Origin of the sequence: Hymenobacter fodinae, from assembly GCF_004745825.1 — a bacterium.
Lineage (GTDB): Bacteria > Bacteroidota > Bacteroidia > Cytophagales > Hymenobacteraceae > Hymenobacter > Hymenobacter fodinae.
On the sequence record NZ_SRLA01000002.1, the window covers coordinates 792426 to 813582 of the forward strand.

The 21157-nt window shown below is 57.4% G+C and carries 16 protein-coding genes; 11 read left to right on the forward strand and 5 right to left on the reverse strand.

Going from position 1 to position 21157, the window contains the following annotated elements; genetic code table 11:
* Positions 1-21 precede the first annotated feature (21 nt).
* A complete protein-coding gene (locus EU556_RS10635; protein WP_135433952.1) occupies positions 22-1089 on the forward strand; it encodes a DUF6687 family protein in 1068 nt (355 codons plus the stop codon).
* A gap of 112 nt (positions 1090-1201) precedes the next feature.
* Here EU556_RS10635 and EU556_RS10640 read toward each other — a convergent pair whose 3' ends face one another.
* Positions 1202-4636, reverse strand: coding sequence for an AAA family ATPase (locus EU556_RS10640; RefSeq protein ID WP_135433953.1), 3435 nt, complete (start codon positions 4634-4636; stop codon positions 1202-1204).
* Positions 4637-4912: 276 nt separating this feature from the next.
* Between EU556_RS10640 and EU556_RS10645 the strand changes: the two genes are divergently transcribed.
* From EU556_RS10645 to EU556_RS10665, 5 genes are all read left to right on the forward strand, one after another.
* Complete coding sequence (locus EU556_RS10645) at positions 4913-5155, forward strand: hypothetical protein (RefSeq protein ID WP_135433955.1); 243 nt, start codon at positions 4913-4915, stop codon at positions 5153-5155.
* 356 nt (positions 5156-5511) lie between these two features.
* On the forward strand, positions 5512-6021 hold the full coding sequence (locus EU556_RS10650; RefSeq protein ID WP_135433957.1) for a nuclear transport factor 2 family protein: 510 nt from the start codon (positions 5512-5514) through the stop codon (positions 6019-6021).
* Between the two features lie 104 nt (positions 6022-6125).
* Positions 6126-6413 carry a hypothetical protein gene (locus EU556_RS10655; protein ID WP_135433959.1) on the forward strand — a complete coding sequence of 96 codons (288 nt, stop codon included), beginning with the start codon at positions 6126-6128 and terminating at the stop codon, positions 6411-6413.
* A gap of 701 nt (positions 6414-7114) precedes the next feature.
* Positions 7115-8392, forward strand: coding sequence for a glycoside hydrolase family 2 TIM barrel-domain containing protein (locus EU556_RS10660; protein WP_135433960.1), 1278 nt, complete (start codon positions 7115-7117; stop codon positions 8390-8392).
* A 14-nt stretch (positions 8393-8406) separates the two neighbouring features.
* Positions 8407-8910: a GNAT family N-acetyltransferase gene (locus tag EU556_RS10665; RefSeq protein WP_135433962.1), complete on the forward strand. Its 504-nt coding sequence runs from the start codon at positions 8407-8409 to the stop codon at positions 8908-8910.
* Positions 8911-9058: 148 nt separating this feature from the next.
* Here EU556_RS10665 and sbcD read toward each other — a convergent pair whose 3' ends face one another.
* From sbcD to EU556_RS10680, 3 genes are all read right to left on the reverse strand, one after another.
* The gene (gene sbcD / locus EU556_RS10670; RefSeq protein ID WP_135433964.1) at positions 9059-10285 is read right to left on the reverse strand and encodes an exonuclease subunit SbcD; all 1227 of its coding nucleotides are present in this window, start codon (positions 10283-10285) and stop codon (positions 9059-9061) included.
* 123 nt (positions 10286-10408) lie between these two features.
* Positions 10409-11785: an MBL fold metallo-hydrolase gene (locus EU556_RS10675; protein ID WP_135433966.1), complete on the reverse strand. Its 1377-nt coding sequence runs from the start codon at positions 11783-11785 to the stop codon at positions 10409-10411.
* A gap of 291 nt (positions 11786-12076) precedes the next feature.
* Entirely contained in the window at positions 12077-12517 is a 441-nt protein-coding gene (locus tag EU556_RS10680; protein ID WP_135433968.1) for a hypothetical protein, read from the reverse strand.
* A 222-nt stretch (positions 12518-12739) separates the two neighbouring features.
* Between EU556_RS10680 and EU556_RS10685 the strand changes: the two genes are divergently transcribed.
* Positions 12740-14326, forward strand: a complete 1587-nt coding sequence (locus EU556_RS10685; RefSeq protein WP_135433970.1) for an amino acid permease — start codon at positions 12740-12742, stop codon at positions 14324-14326.
* Between the two features lie 138 nt (positions 14327-14464).
* On the opposite strand, the gene EU556_RS10690 is transcribed toward EU556_RS10685, so the two are convergent.
* On the reverse strand, positions 14465-14674 hold the full coding sequence (locus tag EU556_RS10690) for a hypervirulence associated TUDOR domain-containing protein (protein ID WP_135433972.1): 210 nt from the start codon (positions 14672-14674) through the stop codon (positions 14465-14467).
* 187 nt (positions 14675-14861) lie between these two features.
* Here EU556_RS10690 and EU556_RS10695 point away from each other — a divergent pair, with 187 nt between their 5' ends.
* The 4 genes from EU556_RS10695 (at position 14862) to EU556_RS10710 (ending at position 21079) form a co-directional block, all read left to right on the forward strand.
* Complete coding sequence (locus tag EU556_RS10695) at positions 14862-17921, forward strand: amidohydrolase family protein (RefSeq protein WP_135433974.1); 3060 nt, start codon at positions 14862-14864, stop codon at positions 17919-17921.
* 139 nt (positions 17922-18060) lie between these two features.
* Entirely contained in the window at positions 18061-19371 is a 1311-nt protein-coding gene (locus tag EU556_RS10700) for an amidohydrolase family protein (protein ID WP_135433976.1), read from the forward strand.
* 296 nt (positions 19372-19667) lie between these two features.
* The gene (locus tag EU556_RS10705; protein WP_135433978.1) at positions 19668-20333 is read left to right on the forward strand and encodes a response regulator; all 666 of its coding nucleotides are present in this window, start codon (positions 19668-19670) and stop codon (positions 20331-20333) included.
* A 554-nt stretch (positions 20334-20887) separates the two neighbouring features.
* The gene (locus EU556_RS10710; protein ID WP_135433980.1) at positions 20888-21079 is read left to right on the forward strand and encodes a hypothetical protein; all 192 of its coding nucleotides are present in this window, start codon (positions 20888-20890) and stop codon (positions 21077-21079) included.
* Positions 21080-21157 lie beyond the last annotated feature (78 nt).

Below are 21157 nucleotides of genomic sequence, written 5' to 3' on the forward strand. Positions count from 1 at the left end.
TCTAGCTTCTCTTCTCCGCCCGTGAAAACGTTTGTACCATTCTCGCAACTGCGCCAGCAACCTACTATTGTAGTGGATAGCACTGGCCTAGGAGCCGCCCTCACGCTGGCCCACTGGCGTGGGGCTGCTACGCCCGAAGCCTTGCGCGACGATACCAGCGCGGGCTCGGTGTTGCGGGCGTTACGGGCGCCGGCTACTGGAGGGTTAGATGCGCCGGCCGTAACCGCCAACCACTTTGATGTGGATGGGTTTGTGGGAGTATGGAGCCTGCTGCACCCCGAGCTGGCTTTGCGCCATGAGCACTTATTGCGCCTTACTGCCACACTCGGCGACTTTCGAGAATTAGACTGGTACGACCCCCTGGCCGACCACGCCCTGAAGCTGGTGTGCTGGCTGAATGCCGAGGAAAAGGCTCGTTTCTACGAACCGTTTGGCGCGCCGGCTCGGCGGCGCCGCGAAGACGAGGCCTCAGCGGAGAAGTTTGAGTGGTTTTTGCCCCGCTTTCAGGAAATTCTAGAAAACCCTGAGGTCGGCCGGGCCGCGTGGGAGCCCGAGGTGAAGCGGGTGCAGCAGGCAGTGGCTCACATGCAAAGTACCGTTACAACTACCCGCGCCTACCCCGAAATAGGGCTGCTGGTAGTATGTACCCCAGTTCCGCTGCCGTACTATGCGTTGTTCGGATCGTCGGGGGGCTTTGACATGGTACTGAGCCTGTACGATGAAAATTGGTACGAATTTGAGTACAAATACACCACTTGGATTGACCTAGAAAGCCGTTCGACGCTGCCTCGCTTACCACTGAGTGGCCTAGCCGCTTGCCTCAACGGCCAGGAGCAGAGCCCACACCAGTGGACGTTTGATGGGGTTACGGATACTGGCCCCTTGCTGCGCCTCGACGGAAAGCGCCTGACTAAAGTCCAGCGCTACGCCGACCCCGACCAACGCCCAATTTATTCGTCATCAATAGAACCGGAAACGCTGGAACAAGAGGTTGTCGCGTTCTTCCGTGAGAGGTACGCAAGAATTCAACCCCGTCGCTACTGGACTTGGGCTGAAATTCGGGCCGCTGGTGAGGCTACAAACTCTTAATCAAGGCCGCTACGCCCGGCTACCCATGGCACTAGACCAAGTGGTAGCCGGGTAGGGGCCAGACCAACCGAATGGGACTTAGGGCTATTCGCGGCTGACTCGAACTCAATATTTAAAGTGCCTCGCCAAACCCCACAATTTGCAACGTGCTGGTGCCACCCGTGCCTTTGCGCACGTTGATTTGGGTGGTGACGCGCTCTTTCAATGCCTCCACGTGCGAGATGATGCCAATGGTTTTACCACTGCCCTGCAGCATCTCCAGTGCCGAGAGGGCAATGTCAAGGGTGTCGGGGTCGAGGGTACCAAAACCTTCATCAATGAAGAGCGTGTCGATTTGGGTTTTGCGGCCGGCCAGCTCCGATAGGCCTAGCGCCAACGCCAAACTCACGAGGAAGCTCTCCCCACCCGACAACGAATTCATGGATCGGGTGCTGCCGGCCTGGTATTCATCTAGAATGAGCAAGTCGAGGTGTTCCTCGGGGTTGCGCATGATGCGGTAGCGGTCGGTGAGGCGTAGCAGATGGCGGTTGGCCAGATCAACGAGGCGAGCCAGAGTGAGTCCCTGGGCAAACTCACTGAATTTTTTACCGTCTGCTGAGCCGATCAGCTCGGTTAGCTGCCGCCACCGCCGGGCCTCCTGCTGCTGGGTGGCAAGCTGAGCGGCGAGTGAGGCGTGACGCTCCAGGCCCGCCCGATGGTCAAGCAGGCGCTGCTGGCGCTGGCCTAGCTGCTGGTTGAGACTAGCCATCAGCTGAGTAGTATTGCGGAGCTGCTGCTCTACCGACTCGGCGGGCTCTTCAGTGAGGGAGCGGGCCTGCTCGTGCTGCAGTTGCTGGGCTAGCTCCGTGAGCGTTTGCTGGGCCAGGGCCACATCGTGCTCGTGCTGCCGGAGCTGCTCAGCCAAGCGGCGCACTTCAGAGTCGGGGAGGAGCAGGGCGGTGAGGGCGGCGGGGTCGGGAGCCAAGCCTGCCGCCGTAAGCGCTGCCATAAGTGTGGCATGTTGCTGCTCGCGTAGGTGCTGCTGCTGCTCGGTGTCCTGCTCACGCTGGCGTAGCTGAGAAGTGGCAGTGGCTAGACCAGTGTCGTGCTGCTGTAAGTGCTGCTCGGCGAGCTTTAGACGGCTGTCGGCTTGGCGTAGGGCATCGTTGAGCTGCTGACGAGCCTGGGCTACATCAGGGCCCGCAAAGAGTTGCTGGCGTTGCTGCTGCTGGGCCTGAATGGCTTGGTGCTGCTCCAGCAACCCCTGCTTGTTGGCCCGCAGCCACTCCTGCAGCAGCAGCTTTTCCTCTTCGGCCTTGGTAGCCTCTACGCTGATGCCGCGCAGCTCAAGTTCAGCCCGCGTCCGGAGCTGGTGCTTCTGCTCAAACTCCGCAATGCGTTGGCGGGCTTGGTCCATGAGCGCGCGCCCATTTTCCTCCGTAAACACCATCCCGAAGTTCTGGAGCTGGCTCTGAATCATGATGCGCGCGTCCGGCACCCGGTCTTCCGCATCGGCCAGGGCCTGGGTTAGTTGGGTTACATCTTGCGCGTAGGCCTGTTGCTGGCGGGCGGCCCCTTCTTGCTGGCTGTTAGCCTGGGCCAGCTGGTGCTCCGCCGTGGTGCGCTGGTCGCGCAGTTCCCGGAGTTGCTGTACCAATGCCCGAATCTCCTCGGCCGCGGCTGTTTCGGCTGTTTCGGGCAGTAGCTGAATGGTGTCCGTTGGCGCGGCTTCCGGCTCCGGACCCGTTTGCTCCAGCATGGTCACGTAGGTGTTCAGGCGGTTGTAGCGAGCACCTAAAGCCCGCACGTGTTGGCCAAGTTCGTCTTCGCGCTGCCGGTCGTGCTGTAAGGTATCTTCGCTCACGCCCAGTACACCCGCCATGTAGGGGTGTTCGGTGGCACCGCACACGGGGCAGGGCTGCCCTGCTTCAAGCAAGTGGCGCGTATCGGTGTGGTTGAGGATGAGCTGCTGCATCTGCAGGCTGCGGCGCAGGTCGTCCCAGTGCTGCTGTTGCTTTTCCTGCTCCCGCTGTAGGCCACTCACGTGGTGGCGCAGCCGGTATAGCCACGTGTTGCGGGTAGCCGTAGCCGTTTGGTAGTGGGCTGTAAGCTCCGCGAGCTGTTGTTGGGCCTGCGCGGCCACCTGCTGATACCGAATAGTTTCGGTGGCGGCTTGCTGCTGCCGTTGGGTAGCCTCGTGCAGGCGCTGCCGCAACTGGCCTAGCTCGCCCTTGAGGTGCTCCCAATGCTGAAAATTAGCCGAAAGCTCGGGCAGAGACTCTTTTAACTCACTGATGTTGGCGTTTAGCTCCAGCCACTTGCTCAGCTCCCGAACTTGCTCACGCAGCTCCCGGGCCTGGCCCGCTGCATGCTCGGCGCTGAGCTTGAGGCTCTTGCACTTCTCGTTTTTCTCGTCGTATTCCTGCCGGCTCAGTAGGAGGTGCTTGTGAGCCTCCTGCATTTGAAAATCCAGCTTTTCGGCTTCTAGTAGCTTCGGCTCCAGTTCCTGGCGGGCCGCTTCGGCTTGGTTGTGGGCAGTTTGCGCGGCAGTGCGGGCCAGGGCGGCCTCGTCCCGGCGCTGCTGCAACTGCGGCAGCCGCTCCCGCAACTGGGCAGTTTCCTGCACAAGCTTCCTTATTTGCTCATCAGCTTGCCGCAGCAGGGCCCAATCGGTGGCGAAAGGGGCGGCTTGTGTGTGCAGACTCATGCGCTGACGAAGGGGGGCCAGCGTATCGGCTTGGGCCGTGAGCTGCTGCAGGCGCAGTTGGCTGCGTTGCTGCTGACTTTGCAGTTCGTGCAAGCGCCGGAGCCAGCTTTGGGCATCCAGCAGGCGCTTTTGCGTGCCGGTTGCGGTTTGCAGCTGCTGTTCCAAAGCCTGTATTTCTCCTTCCAGAAAGGAAACTTCCTCGGGCGAGAGTAGTACTACGCCCGCCAACCCTGCCCGGAGGGTTTCTACCTGCTGGGTTTCGTGCTTGGCGCGCTCAAAGGCGGCTTTGGAGATGTCAGAGTACTTTTTGGTGTCAGTAATCTTTTCCAGCAGCTGCGCCCGCTCACCCGCCGTAGACTTCAAAAAGCGCGTGAACTCGCCCTGAGCTAGCAGCACTGAGCGCAGAAACTGCTTGTACTCTAGGCCACTCAGCTCGGCTACGCGGGGAGGTACCTTCGATTTGTAGTCCTCCAGAATAGGCCACTTGTCCGACGGCGCCTCGCCCTCGGGTTGCTCGCTGAGCTCCATGGTGGGCGGCTGGAGCTTGCCATCGGGCTTTTTGCGGGCCCGGTACTGGCCCCACTTCGAGCGGTAGCGGCGTCCGTTTACCTCAAACTCTACCTCAGCCCAGCTTTCGCCCGTGCCGTGGCTCATGGCTTGCTCGGGCCCGCCGGCTTCGTGGCGAGGCATCTGGCCGTAGAGAGCCAACGTAATAGCGTCGAGGATGGTGGTTTTGCCGGCTCCCGTAGCCCCAGTAATGGCAAACAAGCCCGAATCGGCGAGGGGGGCCTGGCCAAAATTGACTTCGTGCTCCCCGCGCAGGGAGTTCAGATTATAAAAGCGGACGCGCAGGATCTTCATACAGAGCGGTAAGTTGCCGGCGCACGTGCCACCCTACAAACGGGCACGGCTGCCTAGGCCACTACAAAGTTAACTTACCAGGTCCGCAATACATTCCCGCCCGTTTGCCAAGGCCATCGAGCCTCAGCAGAGCGCTCCATGCGTCCGTAGTGGCAAAGCTGGTCAGTAACCCACAGGCCCCGAACCGGGTACACCCACTGGTACCTAGTTGATATTGTGATGAAAGCATTTAAGCATTTGATTTCTGGTAGCCTACTGCTGCTAACTCCCGCCGTTATGAGCTGCTCTATTTTTCAATCGGGCTCAGGCTCAGGTTCGGGCACCACTTCTGGCTCAATGGCTAGCTATGATTCGCAGCAGATAGAAACGCTACGAAGCGAAATTGCGGAGCAAGAACGCGTCACGAAAGAAGCAAAACTTCGGGCCAAGAGTGAGCAGGAGCGGCTGTCGGCCAAAAAGCACCAGTTGAAAGCCGCTGAGCGCGACCGGAAGGCCAACCAGATCGGCTCGGGCAGTTAATAGCATCGCATCTAACACAGAAAATACTAACGCAAGCAACTTAGCTTGCCGTAGCGGCTCGCCAACCTTTGGCGAGCCGTTTTTGCGCCAAGTGGGGTAGGAAGCCCACGAGTACCAAAGCCAACTGGTTTGGCTACTGCAGGCCGCGTGGTTGCCGATAGCCACTGTAAAAGAGACTTGGGAGCGAGGCAGAAAGTGGTAGATATTGTAGGCAGAGGCCTAGGCGCTTTGCGTCACGCTTGCGTCACGCTACTGAGGTAAAAAGGCGTTACCGCCTAAGCTTATTAGGTCTTCTGCTATCTTGGGAAGAGTTGCGCACGTTGCGTTATCTTCTCTCACCGGCTACTCCCTCTGCCATGCCTGTGCCCTTTCGTATTGGCTTAACTCTGATGGCATTCTTCTGGCTGATGGCGGTTACAGCTTGTACCACCACTCGGCCCGCAGCTGTTCAAGTACCCGCCGCTCCGGCGCCCGTATCTCCGGCGCTGTACCGGACCATTGCCCGCCTCGACAGTGCCATGTTTGTGGCTTTCAACCGGCACGACCTGGCGCAGTTGCAAACGTTCTTCGCCTATGACTTGGAGTTCTACCACGACAAGGGTGGCCTAGCCAACTTCGAGCAGACCATGCAAGGATTCCGCAATTTGTTTGAGCAGAATAAAACCACTGGCCTAAACCGCCAGCTTGTGCCCGGCACCTTGGAGGTATTTCCAATCAAGGATTATGGTGCCGTAGAGACTTATCAGCATCGTTTCTGTCACGTTGAGAATGGCAAAGACGACTGCGGCACTTTCAAGAATATGATGGTGTGGCGCCTCAGGGATGGACAGTGGAAAGTTACGCGGGTGGTTAGCTACGACCACTAAATTGGGTATAGTAGTAGTGGCCAACAGTTGAGCTGTAGCGTATACACAGTTGAGTTATGGTTGTCTGACGACATGCCCAGCTTTCAACTCTTACAGCTACTCCTATGGAACCTAACCCCACCTCGCCGCAGCCCACTCCGGGCCCTAACACCTTACCCGCGAAGGGCACCACCGATACCCAGCGCACCGATGCCGACGCGGGCACTAATCTGCCACCACCCGCCACCCCGCCAGCGGCCGCACCCGCTACGCCTGCTGAACCGGAGGCTACCCCTGATTCGGAAAGCGAAACCACTGAGGCACCCACCGACCCCTCGGCTACCTCGCAGTCTGACCCAGCCGGGGAGGCTGACCCCGGCGCCAGCAACACTAGCAACGACGAGCCCCTGTAGCAGTTTGGAGAGCCCGCTTTGCCGGTTCTTCTCGGTATCCTGATCTGAAATTACTACACAGTTCAAGAAGCTGCAGGTAATCAGGGAATAGACATCAGATACGTAAAACTCATTTGCCTACCTGGCCTAGGGAAATTGTTAGGACACAAAGAAGCCCCCGCCACGCCTTGAATAAGGTATAGCGGGGGCTTCTTTGCGGTAAAATGCCGCTTAACGGTTTGCGCCGAACGTAGGAGTTATTGCGTTTTTGCTCTTGTTGCGATTATACAGGTAGGCAGCACCAGCAGCTAGGAGCGCGCCACCCATCAGCTTGCGGTTGAAGCCACCGCCCCGGCTGACAGTATCAGAAGGAACAGAGGAGTTTCTGGCAGAATTACCTCCAAAAAGGCCTGCAAGCAGGCCACCCATTGTACCGCTTGGTTTGCGGTCAGAACCGAATATGCTCATGATTGACAGGGGAAATGGTGTAGGCCTATAACGCACATTTCACCCGCAGGGTTAACCTAAACAGCAGGCTTAAGCCTCAGCAGTAGAGGGCTAGCCGCAATAGCGTATCGTCTCTTTACTGATGCTTTAAACCAGGTTAGGTCTGGGTTCTTACGGATGAGGTAGCGGGGGGTAGGGGAGGCCTAGGAATACGAGTTTCAATAAACTCGTGCTAGATTCAAGCCTGACTCTGCCTTCCTAACCCCTGCTGTCCTATGAAATTCCTGCTTAGTCTTTCTCTGCTCTCGTTGTCCCTCGGAGCCTTCGCCCAAGCCACCAAACCCATTAAAGTAGAGGTTAAGAAGGCCGATGGTCGTTATGAACTGCTGCGGGGTGGGCAGCCGTACTTTATTAAGGGAGCCGGGGGCGGGCAGTTTCCGGAGCGCGTGAAAGCTTACGGGGGTAACTCTATTCGCACCTGGAGCACCCACGGGGGCGAGAAAACGTTGGCAGAAGCCAATAAAAACGGCCTCACCGTGATGATGGGCCTCGATGTAGCCCGGGAGCGGCACGGTTTCGATTACAACGACCCCAAGGCTGTAGCCGACCAGCTGCAGCGCCTGCGTGCCGACGTAATGAAATACAAAGATGACCCCGCTCTGCTGTTCTGGGGCATTGGCAACGAGCTAAACTTAGAGTATACCAACCCCAAGGTGTGGGATGCCGTGCAGCAGATTGCCCAGATGATTCATGAGGTAGATCCCAACCACCCCACCAGCACCGTGCTGGCTGGGCTCAACCAGAAGGAGGTTGATTACATCAAGGCCAAGTGCCCGGCCGTGGACATCCTCAGCATCAATACCTACGCTGGCCTAGCTGAAATTCCGCAGCAGGTACGCAACACCGGCTGGTCTGGCCCCTACGTGGTAGCCGAATGGGGCCCCACCGGCCACTGGGAAAGCCCGGTTACGCCCTGGAAAGCCTCAGTGGAGGAAACTAGCAGCCAGAAAGCCGCCGTGTATAAAAGTCGCTACGAGGCCTCCGTGGCCAAAGACAAAACGCAATGCTTGGGGACTTATGTGTTTCTGTGGGGCCAGAAGCAGGAGCGCACCCCCACGTGGTATGGCCTGTTCACGGAAGATGGCAAGGAGTCCGAAGTAGTGGACGTGATGCAATACCTCTGGAGCGGCAAGTGGCCTACGAACCGCGTCCCACACCTGGCCTCGTTCCTGCTGAACGGTAAGAAGGCCACCGACAACGTGTACCTCTTGCCCGGACAGAGCGTGCCCGCCGTCGTCTCCGTTACTGACCCCGACAAGGATGCCCTGACCTACCGCTGGGAACTGCTGCCAGAAAGCACCGACCTTAAATCGGGTGGCGACCGGGAAAGTAGGCCTGCCGCCATTCCGGGCCTGATTCCGGCCGGAGCTAAAGCTCAAACCACGTTGAAAGCCCCCACGAAAGAGGGCGCGTACCGCTTGTTCATCTACGCCTACGATGGGCACGATAACGTGGCAACGGCTAATATCCCGTTCTATGTAAAGGGCAAATAACCTCGGTGAAGCATATGCCAGTCAAACTCCGTGCTTGGTCGCCCAACGACCTGTCTAGCTTGGTTCAGTACGCCAATAACCCAGCTATTGCCGGCTTCATGAACGACCAATTTCCGCATCCGTACACCGAGGAAACTGGCCGTGATTTTATTGCCATGGCAAGTCAGGAGGACCCCTTGCACATCTTCGCCATTGAGGTTGAGGGACAAGCTGTAGGCGGCATTGGGATTCATCCGCGTACTAATATCGAGCGTAAGAATGCCGAAATGGGCTACTGGCTGGGGGAGCCATTCTGGGGGAGGGGCATCATCACGGAGGCTGTGAAGCAACTAGTGGCCTACGGCTTCCAAACCTTTGATATCAACCGCATTTTCGCGCGCCCGTTCGGTACAAACCTGGCTTCACAACGGGTGCTACAAAAAGCCGGCTTTGTACTAGAAGCCAGCTTCGAGAAAACGTTCTTCAAAAACGGTGAGTACTATGATGAGCTAGTGTATGCCGTGCGGCGGAATGGTTAGCTTTTATACTGAAATGACTACAGGAAATTCTTATTAACAATAGAACTGCAGCACATCAGCCTGACGTAAGAAGTACCCCAGCACGCGTGATAGAGAGAGTTCTTCTTACGTCAGGCTGATGTGCTGCAGTTCTATGCTAGATACTGGCCTAGAGGCTTTCCAGCAGCTCATCAAACGTGCGCAGCAGCTCGGCTCGGCCTTCCTCGGGTTCGGTTTCCAGGCGCTGCTCAAATACTTCACGCTCGGTGAAGTCGTGGAGGCTACGGGTGAGAGGTTCTTCGATTTCTTCCTCGCCTAGGGCACGAAGCTTCACGAGGCGGAAATGACGGCGGGCCAGCACCTCTACTTTCTTACGGTCCAACTCCTGGATCACCTTCAGTAAGGCATCGGCTACTTCTAGCTGGGTTAGCTCGGAGTGAATTTGCACGTCGGCCCAGGCGGGCAGCAGGAAGCCCGAGTTGTCGTAGGCCTGTAGGCCAGTCACTACTTCCTCCAGAGTACCGTGGAAGCGAATCAGACGACGCGTGCCGGGTACTTCCAGCGTTTCGAGGGTGTGCAGCTTGCCCGTCACGAACTCCAGTAGCAGCACCTCCTTAGGGTGGCCAATTTCGGAGAACGACAGCGGAATAGGGGAGCCCGAGTAACGGATATGCTCGCGGCCACCCACGCGCTGGGGGCGGTGCAAGTGGCCTAGCGCCACGTAATCGAATACCTCGGGGAAATGGTCGGCGGTAATCTGGCCCAGGTTGCCCACGTGAATGGTGCGCTCGGAGTCGGAAGGGGCGGCGCCGGCGGCATAGAGGTGGCCGGTAGCCAGCACGGGGAGGCCAAGTTCTTTTAGTTGCCACACCTGCTCGGCAGCAGCAAGACGGGCGTAGTGGTCGGCAATGCCTTGTTTGATGCGGGCCTCGCGCTCTTCGGCAGTTTCGCCGGGCACGGAGAGGCGCACATCCCGGTCGCGCAGGAAAGGCACGGCACAGACCACCAGGCCCGGCTTGCCGTCAGCATCATCCAGTACCAGCACCTGATCTTCAAAACAATCGGGCACGCAGCCTACCACGTGCACCCGTAAATGGCGCAGTAGGCGGGCGGGGGCGTTGAGGGTGGCGGGGGAGTCGTGGTTGCCGCCCACCACCACAATATCGCGGCAGCCGGTGCCGCGCATATTCAGCAAGAAAGAGTAATACAGCTCCAGCGCCTGATTGGAAGGCGAGCCAGTGTCGAAGATGTCGCCGGCGATAACCAGCACTTCCACGCGCTGTTCGCGCACCGTTTGTACCAGCCACTCCAGAAAGTGGCGGTGCTCCTCGGTGCGTTCGTGGCCACTGATGAAGCGTTGGCCCAAATGCCAGTCGGCGGTGTGTAGTACGCGCATAGTGTGCAAAGATAACGCGCTGCGTAAGGGTTCCCGCAGAGGGTACAGCAGAAACGCGGAGGCCCGCAGAGAACTACCTCCGCGAACCTCCGCGTTTTCTTGGTAAACCTATGCAGGAATGGGCTAGTGAACTACCTGCGGCTGAAACGTAGAAATAGCTTCTCCTAGATCAAACACCTCAGCGCCAGGCAGTGCCGACTGCAAAATGCTGGCACCGGCCGCCGAGCGGTAGCCACCGGCGCAATGCACCAGTACGGGCTTATCGGTGGGTACCTCAATGGCGCGTTCCCGCAGCTCAGGCAGCGGAATCAGCAGGGCGTTTTCGAAGATGGGCTGCTTGGCCTCGGTACGGTTACGGATATCCACGATGGTGAAGTCCTCGGGCCGCTCCCGCACGTGCTCTATATTGGTCTCGGGGCTGGTTACGGGCAGTTGCTGAGGAGTGAGCAGGGCACCGCGCACATTGCCTTCGTAGCCAATCTTGGCAGTTTTGCGAATAACCGTATCTAGGCCTATCTGCGAGTCGGCCAATAGGTAAAACGGTTCGTTGGGGCCCACGATTGAGCCCAGCCAGGTTTCAAACTTGCCCCCATCCATCAGGTTGATGGCGCCGGGTAGGTGACCAGCCCGGAATTGCGCGGCCGAGCGCGTATCAATGACGAGTACGCCGGGCTCCAGTTCATTTTCACTATACAAGCGGGGTACCGCCCGAATGCTGTCCTCGAAAGGCTGCGCGCCCTGCTTGTTCAACAATACATCGTGGCCGAAGTACTTGGGCACGAAGGGCTGGTCTTCGAGCAACACCTTCACAAAGTCCTCCTCAGACATGGGCTGTAAAGCGTAGTTGGTCTTCAGCTCTTTGCCGATGGTGCTGTCGAGGTCGGGGCTGGTGGTTTTGCCGCAGAGCGAGCCGGGGCCATGGGCAGGATACACGCGCGTGGTAGCCGGCAAAGTCATGAGCTTCTGACGGGTACTCTGGTAGAGCTGTGCTGCCAACCCTTCGCGGCTGTGGCCTCCTACGTTGTCGCCCTCGCGCAGGTCAGGACGGCCCACATCGCCCACAAACAGGGTATCGCCGGTAAATACGGCGCGGGTCTGGCCTAGCTCGTCCATGAGCACAATGCTGATGGAGTCGGGCGAGTGGCCGGGGGTATTAAGGGCGTGGAGCTCCACGGCCCCCAGCGAAATACGGTCGCCCTCATCGAAGGGCTGGTGGGGGTAGCTGGCTTTTACCAGCTTGCTGACGTAGATAGTGGCGCCGGTTTCCTGGGCAATTTCCAGGTGGCTGCTCACAAAGTCGGCGTGGGGGTGGGTTTCAATCACCCCAATGATCTTCGCCTCGTGCTCGTCGGCGAAGTCGTAGTAAGGTTGGGGGTCACGGGCGGGGTCGATGATGACCACTTGGCGGCCGCAACGAACGGCGTAGCTCGCGTGGGCCAGGCCTTTGTCGTAGAACTGCTGAATTTGTACCGACGTGGTACTACTGGGCAGAGGACTCATGGGTGTAGGATGTGGTGAATGCGCCACCGTGGGAGCAGGCCCTGGCGGGGCGCACGTTTTCAAATATACGCAGCCGCACGTGCTATGCTACTGGTGGAGCTCATAATGTACGATAGGAGAGAAGGTAAGCTATTGAGTATGATGAAGCTACTAAAACTGCCGGAGAGTAGGAATGATTCAGGAAGAACTAGCGCATTTTCATGAAAACCGTGGTGGCTAGGCCAGGTAAAGACCATAAAAAAAGCTCTGGCCGCAGGCCAGAGCTTTTGCTTGTGCGCAAGACGGAGTGAGCTATGAATTCGACTTCGTCTTTAGCTTACCTTTCTTCATGCCCTCCTGCCGGCGCTCCATTTGCTCGTCGCGGAGTTGGTTGTACTTGGTGAGCTGATCGGGGGTGAAGACGGCCTTGAGCTGGGCGTCATACTTGTCGCGAGTAGCTTTCATGGATTGCATAGCCGCCTGACGGTCAGCCCCAGCGCCAGCGTTGCCGCGCATTGCCTGCATTTCCTGTGCCTCCGCCAAAGCAATACTCCGCACCTGCGTGGTTTGATCGGCAGAGAGGCCTAGCTGCTTGGTCAGGCGCTGGCTCTGCAGCTCGGCCCGTTGCTCGGGCGTGATACTCAACCGGCCCTGGCCCTTTGGGCCTTGACGTACAAGCTGGTCGTTGGCCGGAGCGGTTTGCGCAGAGGCCGATCCAGCAACAAGTACTGCGGCGGCCAAGAGAACAAGCATCTTTTTCATAATTGTGGAGTCTGTGTGGAAGAGTTACGGCGGGTTAGAGCGCTACACTTCGGTAGGGTTTAATCTGCGACGGTAAAACCTGTCGCCAACTGGCCTACTAACGTCAGCAATCAACAGAAAGGCCTATATTCGGGCCACGTTGCCGATTGCAGACGGCTTTTATTGTAAAATCTTCACCTCACTCACCTTTTTCTTTCCTCTCTCACAACCTATATGGCAAGTATTTTCGCCAAAAAACCGCTTTCCCAGCTGCTAGGCGAAGCCAACTCCTCCGGGGAAGGCTCGCTAAAGCGCACCTTGGGCGCGGGTAACCTCGTGGCGCTGGGCGTCGGGGCTATTATTGGAGCTGGTCTGTTTGTGCGCACGGCGGCGGCCGCGGCACAGGCCTCAGGTCCGGGTGTTACGCTGGCTTTCATCGTGGCCGCCATTGGCTGCGCTTTCGCTGGCCTGTGCTACGCCGAGTTTGCCGCCATGATTCCGATTGCCGGCTCAGCTTACACCTACGCCTATACCACCATGGGCGAGTTTGTGGCCTGGGTAATTGGCTGGGCCCTGATTATGGAATATGCCCTGGGGGCCGCTACGGTAAGTATTGCCTGGAGCGAATACCTCAACAAGCTCCTAGAGGCGTTCCATCTTCCGCCCATATCCTACGAGTTGAGCCATTCGCCTTTTGAAAGTGCTGCCGTTGATGGGGTTATGCACAGCGGCATCATTAACCTGCCCGCTCTGCTCATCATTGTAGCACTTTCTTTGCTGCTCATCAAGGGCACCCAAGAGTCGGCCATGTTCAACGCCATTGTGGTGTTTTTGAAAGTGGCTATTGTGCTGGTTTTCATTGCTGTAGGCTGGCAGTTCATTAACCCTTCAAACCATGAGCCTTACCTGATTCCGGAAAATGCTGAGCCAGTGAAAAACGCTGCCGGTACCATTGTGCGCGAGTACACCGGATGGAACAAGCACGGGTGGGGCGGTATTCTTGGTGGCGCGGCCATCGTGTTCTTTGCTTTCATTGGATTTGATGCTGTGAGCACGGCCGCGCAGGAAGCCAAAAACCCTAAGCGCGACATGCCCATTGGTATTTTGGGCTCACTGGCAGTGTGTACGGTGCTGTATATCCTGTTCGGTCATGTGCTGACAGGCGTTGCTAACTGGCGCGAATTTGCCGACCCTGCTAAGGGCGGCGAGGCCTCGGTAACGTACGCTATTAAAGCGCACATGCCCGGCTACGAGTGGTTGGGTACGGCCGTAACCATGGCTATTCTGCTCGGTTTCTCCTCGGTAATCCTTGTGATGCTGATGGGCCAGAGCCGCGTATTCTTCTCCATGGCGAAAGATGGCCTGATGCCAAAAGCCTTCTCTGAGCTGCACCCCAAGTTCCGCACGCCTTATAAGTCAAATCTCGCTCTGCTGATATTTGTGGGAGCTTTTGCTGCGCTTGTGCCAGGCTCTTTGGCCGGCGACCTGACCTCGTTCGGTACCTTGCTGGCATTCGTTCTGGTATCAGCGGGTGTTTGGATCATGCGCAAGTCAGATCCCGCTCAGCCTCGTCCGTTCCGGGCGCCGCTGTCGTCTCCCTCTTTCCCCTTCGTGCCAATTATGGGCATTGTAGTATGCCTAGGCATGATTGCCGCCCTTGATGAGTTCACCTTGAAAGTAGCCCTAGGCTGGATGCTGCTGGGCTTTATTGTGTACTTCATCTACGGTAAGCGTAACTCCAAGCTGCAGCAAGGCATTGTGGTAGTACCTACTGAAATGGAGGAGCAAGCCTTCATTGAGCCCGACCCCAAAAACGCATAAGCCGGGTACTCTACCCATTGAAAAGCCCTGCCGGAGCAATCCGGCGGGGCTTTTTTGGTTGTGAAGGTCCGCAATAACCGAACCTACTGGCCTAGCGCTGACTCAGCCAGTGCCCAATAGGCACCAGGGCAGGAGCGGTTACTTGGCCTCTTTCACCTCGCTTTGCAGCTTAAGCACTTTGTCGCCGTTTTCCTGCACGATGAGGAAAGCAGGGTTTTCGGGGGTGCCGTTGCGGGTGATTTCGGAGCCCTGCAGCTTGCGGGTTACGCTCTCTTTATGGGTTTCTTCGATTTTGCCGGTGGCCGTGCCGGTGCCGTATTTCCAGCTGACTTTTGTGCCTTTGCGCATGACGGAAGGTATTGATGAGGTGGAGAATAAGAAGCATACTGTGGCCGAGGCTCTAAGGTTGAGGTGGCCTAGGAGCAACTATAGCACTATGCGCAGTTTCTTTAGCTACATTTGACGAGGTCGGCTCGGCCGATTTTGCCTTCCTCTTACGCACTTCCTATTTCCTACACTCTACTTCCGCAACCTTATGCACATTGACCTGCGCCGGCTTGGGCTGGCGGGTGGCCTACTCGTGGGCAGCCTCTCGGTGGCTCACGCGCAGTCGGCCACGTTTCCGCGCAACGGCGTTTACGACGACCGTCCGGGCCTGTACGCCTTCACGCACGCCACTATCTACACCGACTACAAAACCCGCCTCAACGATGCCACGCTCGTCATTCGGGATGGGAAAGTAGAAGCCGTAGGCCCCAACGTTAAAATTCCGGCTGGGGCCGTGGTGCAGGATATGAAGGGCAAGTTCATTTACCCTGGCTTCGTGGATCTGTACGCCAGCTACGGCGTGCCCGAGGTGAAGGCTCCAGAGCGCCAGGGCCGTCGCGGTGGCCCCCAGTTCGACAGCCAGAAAACCGGCGCCTACGACTGGAATCAGGCCGTACACCCTGAGGTAAATGCCGCCGAGCTGTTCAAGGCCAACGCCGAGCAAGCCGATGCCCTTCGTAAGCTGGGCTTCGGGGCAGTGCTCACTCACCAGCCCGATGGGATTATGCGGGGCACGGCCGCCTTGGTGAGCCTGAACACCAACCGCAAGGAAACTGAGCTGATTTTGCAGGACCGCGCCGCCGCGGCGTACTCTTTCGATAAAGGCACCAGCACCCAGGATTATCCCTCGTCGCTGATGGGCAGCATTGCCCTGCTGCGCCAGAGCTACCTCGATGCCGACTGGAACCAGCGTAACCCCACCCGGGAGCAGAACCTGTCCCTGCGGGCCCTAAACCAGCAGCGCAGCTTGCCGGCCATCTTTGAAGTGCGCGACAAGCAGAGCTTGCTGCGCGCCGACAAAGTGGGCGACGAATTCGGGGTGCAGTACATCATTAAGAGCCGCGGCGACGAGTATCAGCGTCTGCCCGACGTGCAGGCCACCAAAGCCCCACTCATCCTGAGCCTGAACTTCCCCGACCCGTACCTGGTGGACGACGTGTACGACGCCATCCGGGTGCCGCTGCAGGATCTGAAGCACTGGGAAATGGCACCCGCCAATGCAGGGCTAGTAGCTAAGGCCGGCGTGCCCTTTGCCCTCACCACCGCCGACCTCAAGGACAAGAAGAAGTTTCTGCCCAACCTGCGCAAGGCCATCCAGTACGGCCTCACCGAGGAGCAGGCCCTGCAGGCCCTCACGGCCACGCCCGCCATGCTGGTAAAAGCCCAGGATAGAGTAGGAGCCCTGAAGCCGGGCATGCAAGCCAACTTCCTGGTGTGCTCCACCCGCATTTTCGCGCCCGAAAGCGTGATGCTCGACAACTGGGTGCAGGGCGAGCGGTATCAGCTCAGCGAAATTCCCAGTGACTACCGCGGGGTGTACACCCTCAAAATTGGGAACCAGCCGGAGGTAAAGATGCTGCTGGCCGGCAAGCCAGAGGCGCCAGAGGTGAAGATTGTGAAAGCCGCTGCCGATACTGTGAAGGGAAGCCTTAGCGTAAACGGAGAGCTGGCCACATTGGTGTACAATCCTACCCCTAAAACCAAGGGCAGCGGGGCTGTGCGCCTCAGTGGGTACTACACTGCTGACTCTCGCACTTTCCAAGGTGATGGGCAACTCCCCGACGCTACGAATATCAAGTGGAGCGCCCAGCGCCAGGAGCAGGCCACCCGCGCCGCTCGCCGCGACTCAGCCAAGGCCCCGGAGCAAATGCAACTAGGCCAGTTGCAGTACCCCTTTGTGGCCTACGGCCGCCCGGCGGTGCCAGGTCAGCAAACGGTACTCATCAAGAACGCTACCGTCTGGACTAGTGAGGCCCAGGGCAAGCTGGAAAACACCGATGTGCTGCTGCAAAACGGCAAAATTGCCAAGATCGGGCGCAACCTCTCCGTGCCCAGTGGGGGGCGCTCCATCGATGGCACCGGCAAACACCTCACGCCCGGCATTATCGATGAGCACTCCCACATTGCCATTTCCGAAGGCGTAAACGAAGGCACCCAGTCGGTAACTAGTGAAGTGCGGATTGGCGACGTGGTAGATGCTGAGGACGTGGACGTGTATCGCGACCTGGCCGGTGGCGTAGTGGCCGCCCAACTGTTGCACGGCTCAGCTAACCCCATCGGGGGGCAGTCGGCGCTGATTAAGCTGCGCTGGGGCCAGACCGCCGAGCAGATGCAGATTAAGGGCGCGCCCGGCTTCATCAAGTTTGCCCTCGGCGAAAACGTGAAGCAGAGCAACTGGGGCGAGGCCAACGTGCTACGCTTCCCACAAACCCGCATGGGCACCGAGCAGGTGTTTGTAGATGCCTTCACGCGAGCCAAAGAGTACGAGCAGGAGTGGAAAGCCTGGAACAAGCTCGGCAAGGCCAAGCAGAAGAAAGGCGAGGCCCCGCGCCGCGACCTAGAGCTAGAGGCCCTGGTGGAAATCCTGAATCAGCAGCGCTTCATTACCTGCCACAGCTACGTGCAGTCGGAGATTAACATGCTGATGAACGTGGCCGACCGCATGAACTTCAAGGTGAACACCTTCACCCACATTCTGGAAGGCTACAAAGTGGCCGACAAGATGAAGCAGCACGGCGTGAATGCCAGCACGTTCTCCGACTGGTGGGCCTACAAGAACGAAGTGCGCGACGCTATTCCGTATAACGCCGGCATCATGCACAACGCAGGTCTGAACGTAGCCATCAACTCCGATGATGCCGAGATGAGCCGCCGCCTCAATCAGGAAGCGGCCAAAATTGTGAAGTACAGTGGCCTATCGGAAGAAGATGCGCTGAAGCTGGTGACCATCAACCCGGCCAAAATGCTCCACCTCGACAAGAACATGGGCAGCATTAAGGAGGGCAAAGACGCCGACGTGGTGCTCTGGAGCGACAACCCCCTGAGCATCTACGCTCACGCGGAGCGCACCTTCGTGGATGGCCGCCAGCTGTTTGACGTGGAAAGCGACCAGCAGATGCGCCAGGACATGCAGAAGGAACGCCTACGCATTGTGCAGAAAATGCTGGAAGCCAAGAAAGGCGGCGCTCCCACGCAAATGCCCTCGGCCCGTCCCAACAAGCACTTCCACTGCGACACGCTGGGCGAAGACAAAGAGTTGGATCAGTAAGTGGCCTAGGCCACTCGACTTACACTAAAAAACGCACGTCACGCTGAGCTTGTCGAAAGTTCTACCGCTGGCTAACTACTGGCCTAGCGAAACGAGAACCTCTTTTGAGCCCAGCTAAACAGGATAACTCATACACATCATGCGTATTTCCGCATTACTTTTTTCTCTAGGCCTGCTCACGGCCGCGCCCGCGCTGGCGCAGGTGCCGGCGCCGGCTCCGCCCCAGAGCAAGCCCATGCTGCTCGTGGGCGGCACCCTGCACGTAGGCAACGGCACGGTAGTTCCTAACGCCGCCGTGGCTTTTGACAAGGGCAAAATCACGTACGCTGGCGCCCAAAGTGGTTTCAGTCAGGATAAAGCTGGCTACGAAGTGGTAGACGTGAAGGGCCAGGAAATTTACCCCGGCCTGATTTTGCCTAACACCACGCTAGGCCTCACCGAGGTAGAATCTATCCGGGCTACCGTGGATGAGCGCGAAGTAGGCATTCTAAACCCAAACGTGCGCAGCATCATCGCCTACAACACCGACTCCGACATCCTGCCCACCGTGCGCACCAATGGAGTGCTGCTGGCTCAGGTGACGCCCCGCGGGGGCATGCTCTCGGGCCAGAGCAGCGTGGTGCAACTCGATGCTTGGAACTGGCAGGATGCCGCCGTGAAAGCCGACGACGGCCTGCACCTGAACTGGCCCCAGATGGTCATTAAAACCAACCCCTCGGAGGACCCCAAGCAGGTGGAAACCCGCGAGAAGAACCGCACCGATCAACTGCGGCAACTGGAAGGTCTGCTGACCGAAGCCAGCGCCTACCGTCAGCAGCCCACCTCGCGCAAAGAAAACCTGCGCCTGACGTCATTGGCCGGCTTGTTTGATGGCTCCAAGACCTTGTTCATTCATACCGATTACGGCAAGGAAATCGTGGAGTCGGTGCGGTTTGCCAAGCGCTTGGGCGTGCAGAAGGTGACGCTGGTAGGCGCCCGCGACGCCTGGATGATGCTCGACTTCCTGAAGCAGAACGATGTGGCCGTAGTTCTTTCCCGCATTCACGCCCTGCCCCGCCGCGAGGGCGACGACTACGACCTACCCTATAAGCTGCCTAGCCTGTTGCAGCAAGCCGGCGTGCGGTTCTGCCTAGATTATGAAGGCGACCAGGAGACCTCCGGTTCTCGCAATCTGGCCTTTATTGCCGGCACGGCCGCTGGCCACGGTCTCACCAAAGAGCAAGCCCTCACGGCCGTAACGCTAAGTCCCGCCCGCATCCTGGGCCTCGATAAAGACTACGGGTCTTTGGAAGCTGGTAAAAGCGCTACGTTGGTAGTCAGCCGCGGCGACCTACTCGACATGCGTACCAACGACGTGACTCAGGCCTACATCGACGGCCGGGCCTTCCGCCTCGATACCAAGCAGACATATCTGCGCGACAAGTTCAAAGCCAAGTACGGACAGCGCTAGGCCAGTAGCACCACTTTGGGAACAACGGGAATTGCTGGTGTGCGCCGGCGGTTCCCGTTATTCTTTTGTAGCAAGGCGCGTAAAACAGAACTTTGTTGAATACAAGTAGGTTAAGGGGCGAATATTTAAATATAGCACGTCTTGTATCTTTGGATGCTTTTGGGAAAACTGTAACTTTCTATTCGGCCAAAATAGAGACAGTTGGTTTTTCCTCCGGCTGCACTCGTGAAGTTGAGAATGTAAGAAGTGGTTGCCCGATGGTTCCGGAAGTTTCTGCCTGCTAAATACACACACCTATGCCCACCTCTAATCAGATTCCTTTATTGCTTGTTGATGACCATCCGGTGGTGGTAGAGGGCTTAAAAGCGTTGTTGCGCTCGGAAGTAGATTTGCCCGTGGCGGCCCAAGCCTACAGCGGTGATGAAGCCCTTGATGTTTTAAAGCAGCACCCCGAAATACGGGTAGCAGTGCTTGATTTAAACATGCCCGGTATGACGGGCGTGGAGCTGGCCTACACTATCCGGCAAACCTATCCCCAGATCAGAATCTTAATCTTGAGCATGTTTCATGACCACGCTTCGGTGGCGGAAGTGTTAGAAGTAGGCTGCGCGGGCTACGTCTTGAAGACTGCCTCCAAGGCTGAGCTGTCGGGTGCTATTCGGGAGGTTGCGGCGGGCCGCACGTATTTCAGCAGTGAGGTGGCCGCTACCGTATTGCAAAACATCCAGATTCCGGCTTCCCGGGGGCAGATCAAGGAAGCCCGTGCTTCGGAGCTGACCAACCGCGAGCGGGAAATTTTGCAGCTCATTGCCCGCGAGTACTCCAACTCTCACATTGCCGAGACACTTTTCATTAGTGAACGGACGGTGGAGACGCATCGCAAAAACATCCTTACCAAAACCAATTCCAAGTCGGTGGTGGGCCTCATCCAATACGCTTTGCGCAACCGACTTATTTCCTAAGCGCACCATCCCCTGCAACCAACAAGTAGGATGGCAGCCAAATAGCTCAGCTAAAACACGGTAAGTAGAAGCTACGGCGTCAATAACTGTGCTGCGTTATTTTAGTCACCTTATCGTCACTTTGATCAGCAAGCACCTCCGGATAGGCCTAGGCCACAGCCGGAGGTGCTTGCTTTTTGTGCCCTGTTAGGAAGTAGGATAATTCTGAGTAAGATATGGTTGTAGCAATATGTGACAGTCTGGCTAAAACACGTCAGTAAATTGTGAAATAGGTTTTTATAAGATAAACATGTGAAAAACAGAAGAATAATATTTCCAATAAAAAGTCAACAGTATCCCATTTTGAGATTGGAAGGGGTATCCGTGCTGGCACGGAGACTAAAATACGGGGTGCTACGGATTTACATTATAGTAAGAAAGAATATATCTTAGCAACGTTCAATATGATGATGGTTTCATCATAGTGGCGCTAAAAGAATAGTCTGCTTACGCTTCCCAAAAAGATACAGTACTCCGCTTTTTCACAGCTTCACAAACACGTATTGCTCATCACTATGGCTTCTAAAATCCTCTCCTTCATCTGTCATGTTCCTGGTACCATGCCTGGCTCATATCCAGCAGTACCTACTTCCTCTAGCCGCAACGCCGACCGTAAGGCAGAACCCAAGTCGGCAGGTGGGCATTTTACGGCTATTTATGAAAATGAGCGCTTCGTTCGTTTCAAGTACATCAGCAACGCTAGCTAAGTGGCTTATAGATAAAACGCTATACATATTACGTTAAAAGAAGCGCCGCTTTTCCCTTGGGTGGGAAAGCGGCGCTTT

Bases quoted from the DNA above. Each gene is read 5' to 3' on its own strand.
- EU556_RS10640 (WP_135433953.1), bottom strand. From the start codon at position 4,636: ATGAAGATCCTGCGCGTCCGCTTTTATAATCTGAACTCCCTGCGCGGG.
- EU556_RS10645 (WP_135433955.1), top strand. From the start codon at position 4,913: ATGAGCTGCTCTATTTTTCAATCGGGCTCAGGCTCAGGTTCGGGCACC.
- EU556_RS10650 (WP_135433957.1), top strand. From the start codon at position 5,512: ATGCCTGTGCCCTTTCGTATTGGCTTAACTCTGATGGCATTCTTCTGG.
- EU556_RS10655 (WP_135433959.1), top strand. From the start codon at position 6,126: ATGGAACCTAACCCCACCTCGCCGCAGCCCACTCCGGGCCCTAACACC.
- EU556_RS10660 (WP_135433960.1), top strand. From the start codon at position 7,115: ATGAAATTCCTGCTTAGTCTTTCTCTGCTCTCGTTGTCCCTCGGAGCC.
- EU556_RS10665 (WP_135433962.1), top strand. From the start codon at position 8,407: ATGCCAGTCAAACTCCGTGCTTGGTCGCCCAACGACCTGTCTAGCTTG.
- sbcD (WP_135433964.1), bottom strand. From the start codon at position 10,285: ATGCGCGTACTACACACCGCCGACTGGCATTTGGGCCAACGCTTCATC.
- EU556_RS10675 (WP_135433966.1), bottom strand. From the start codon at position 11,785: ATGAGTCCTCTGCCCAGTAGTACCACGTCGGTACAAATTCAGCAGTTC.
- EU556_RS10680 (WP_135433968.1), bottom strand. From the start codon at position 12,517: ATGCTTGTTCTCTTGGCCGCCGCAGTACTTGTTGCTGGATCGGCCTCT.
- EU556_RS10685 (WP_135433970.1), top strand. From the start codon at position 12,740: ATGGCAAGTATTTTCGCCAAAAAACCGCTTTCCCAGCTGCTAGGCGAA.
- EU556_RS10690 (WP_135433972.1), bottom strand. From the start codon at position 14,674: ATGCGCAAAGGCACAAAAGTCAGCTGGAAATACGGCACCGGCACGGCC.
- EU556_RS10695 (WP_135433974.1), top strand. From the start codon at position 14,862: ATGCACATTGACCTGCGCCGGCTTGGGCTGGCGGGTGGCCTACTCGTG.
- EU556_RS10700 (WP_135433976.1), top strand. From the start codon at position 18,061: ATGCGTATTTCCGCATTACTTTTTTCTCTAGGCCTGCTCACGGCCGCG.
- EU556_RS10705 (WP_135433978.1), top strand. From the start codon at position 19,668: ATGCCCACCTCTAATCAGATTCCTTTATTGCTTGTTGATGACCATCCG.
- EU556_RS10710 (WP_135433980.1), top strand. From the start codon at position 20,888: ATGGCTTCTAAAATCCTCTCCTTCATCTGTCATGTTCCTGGTACCATG.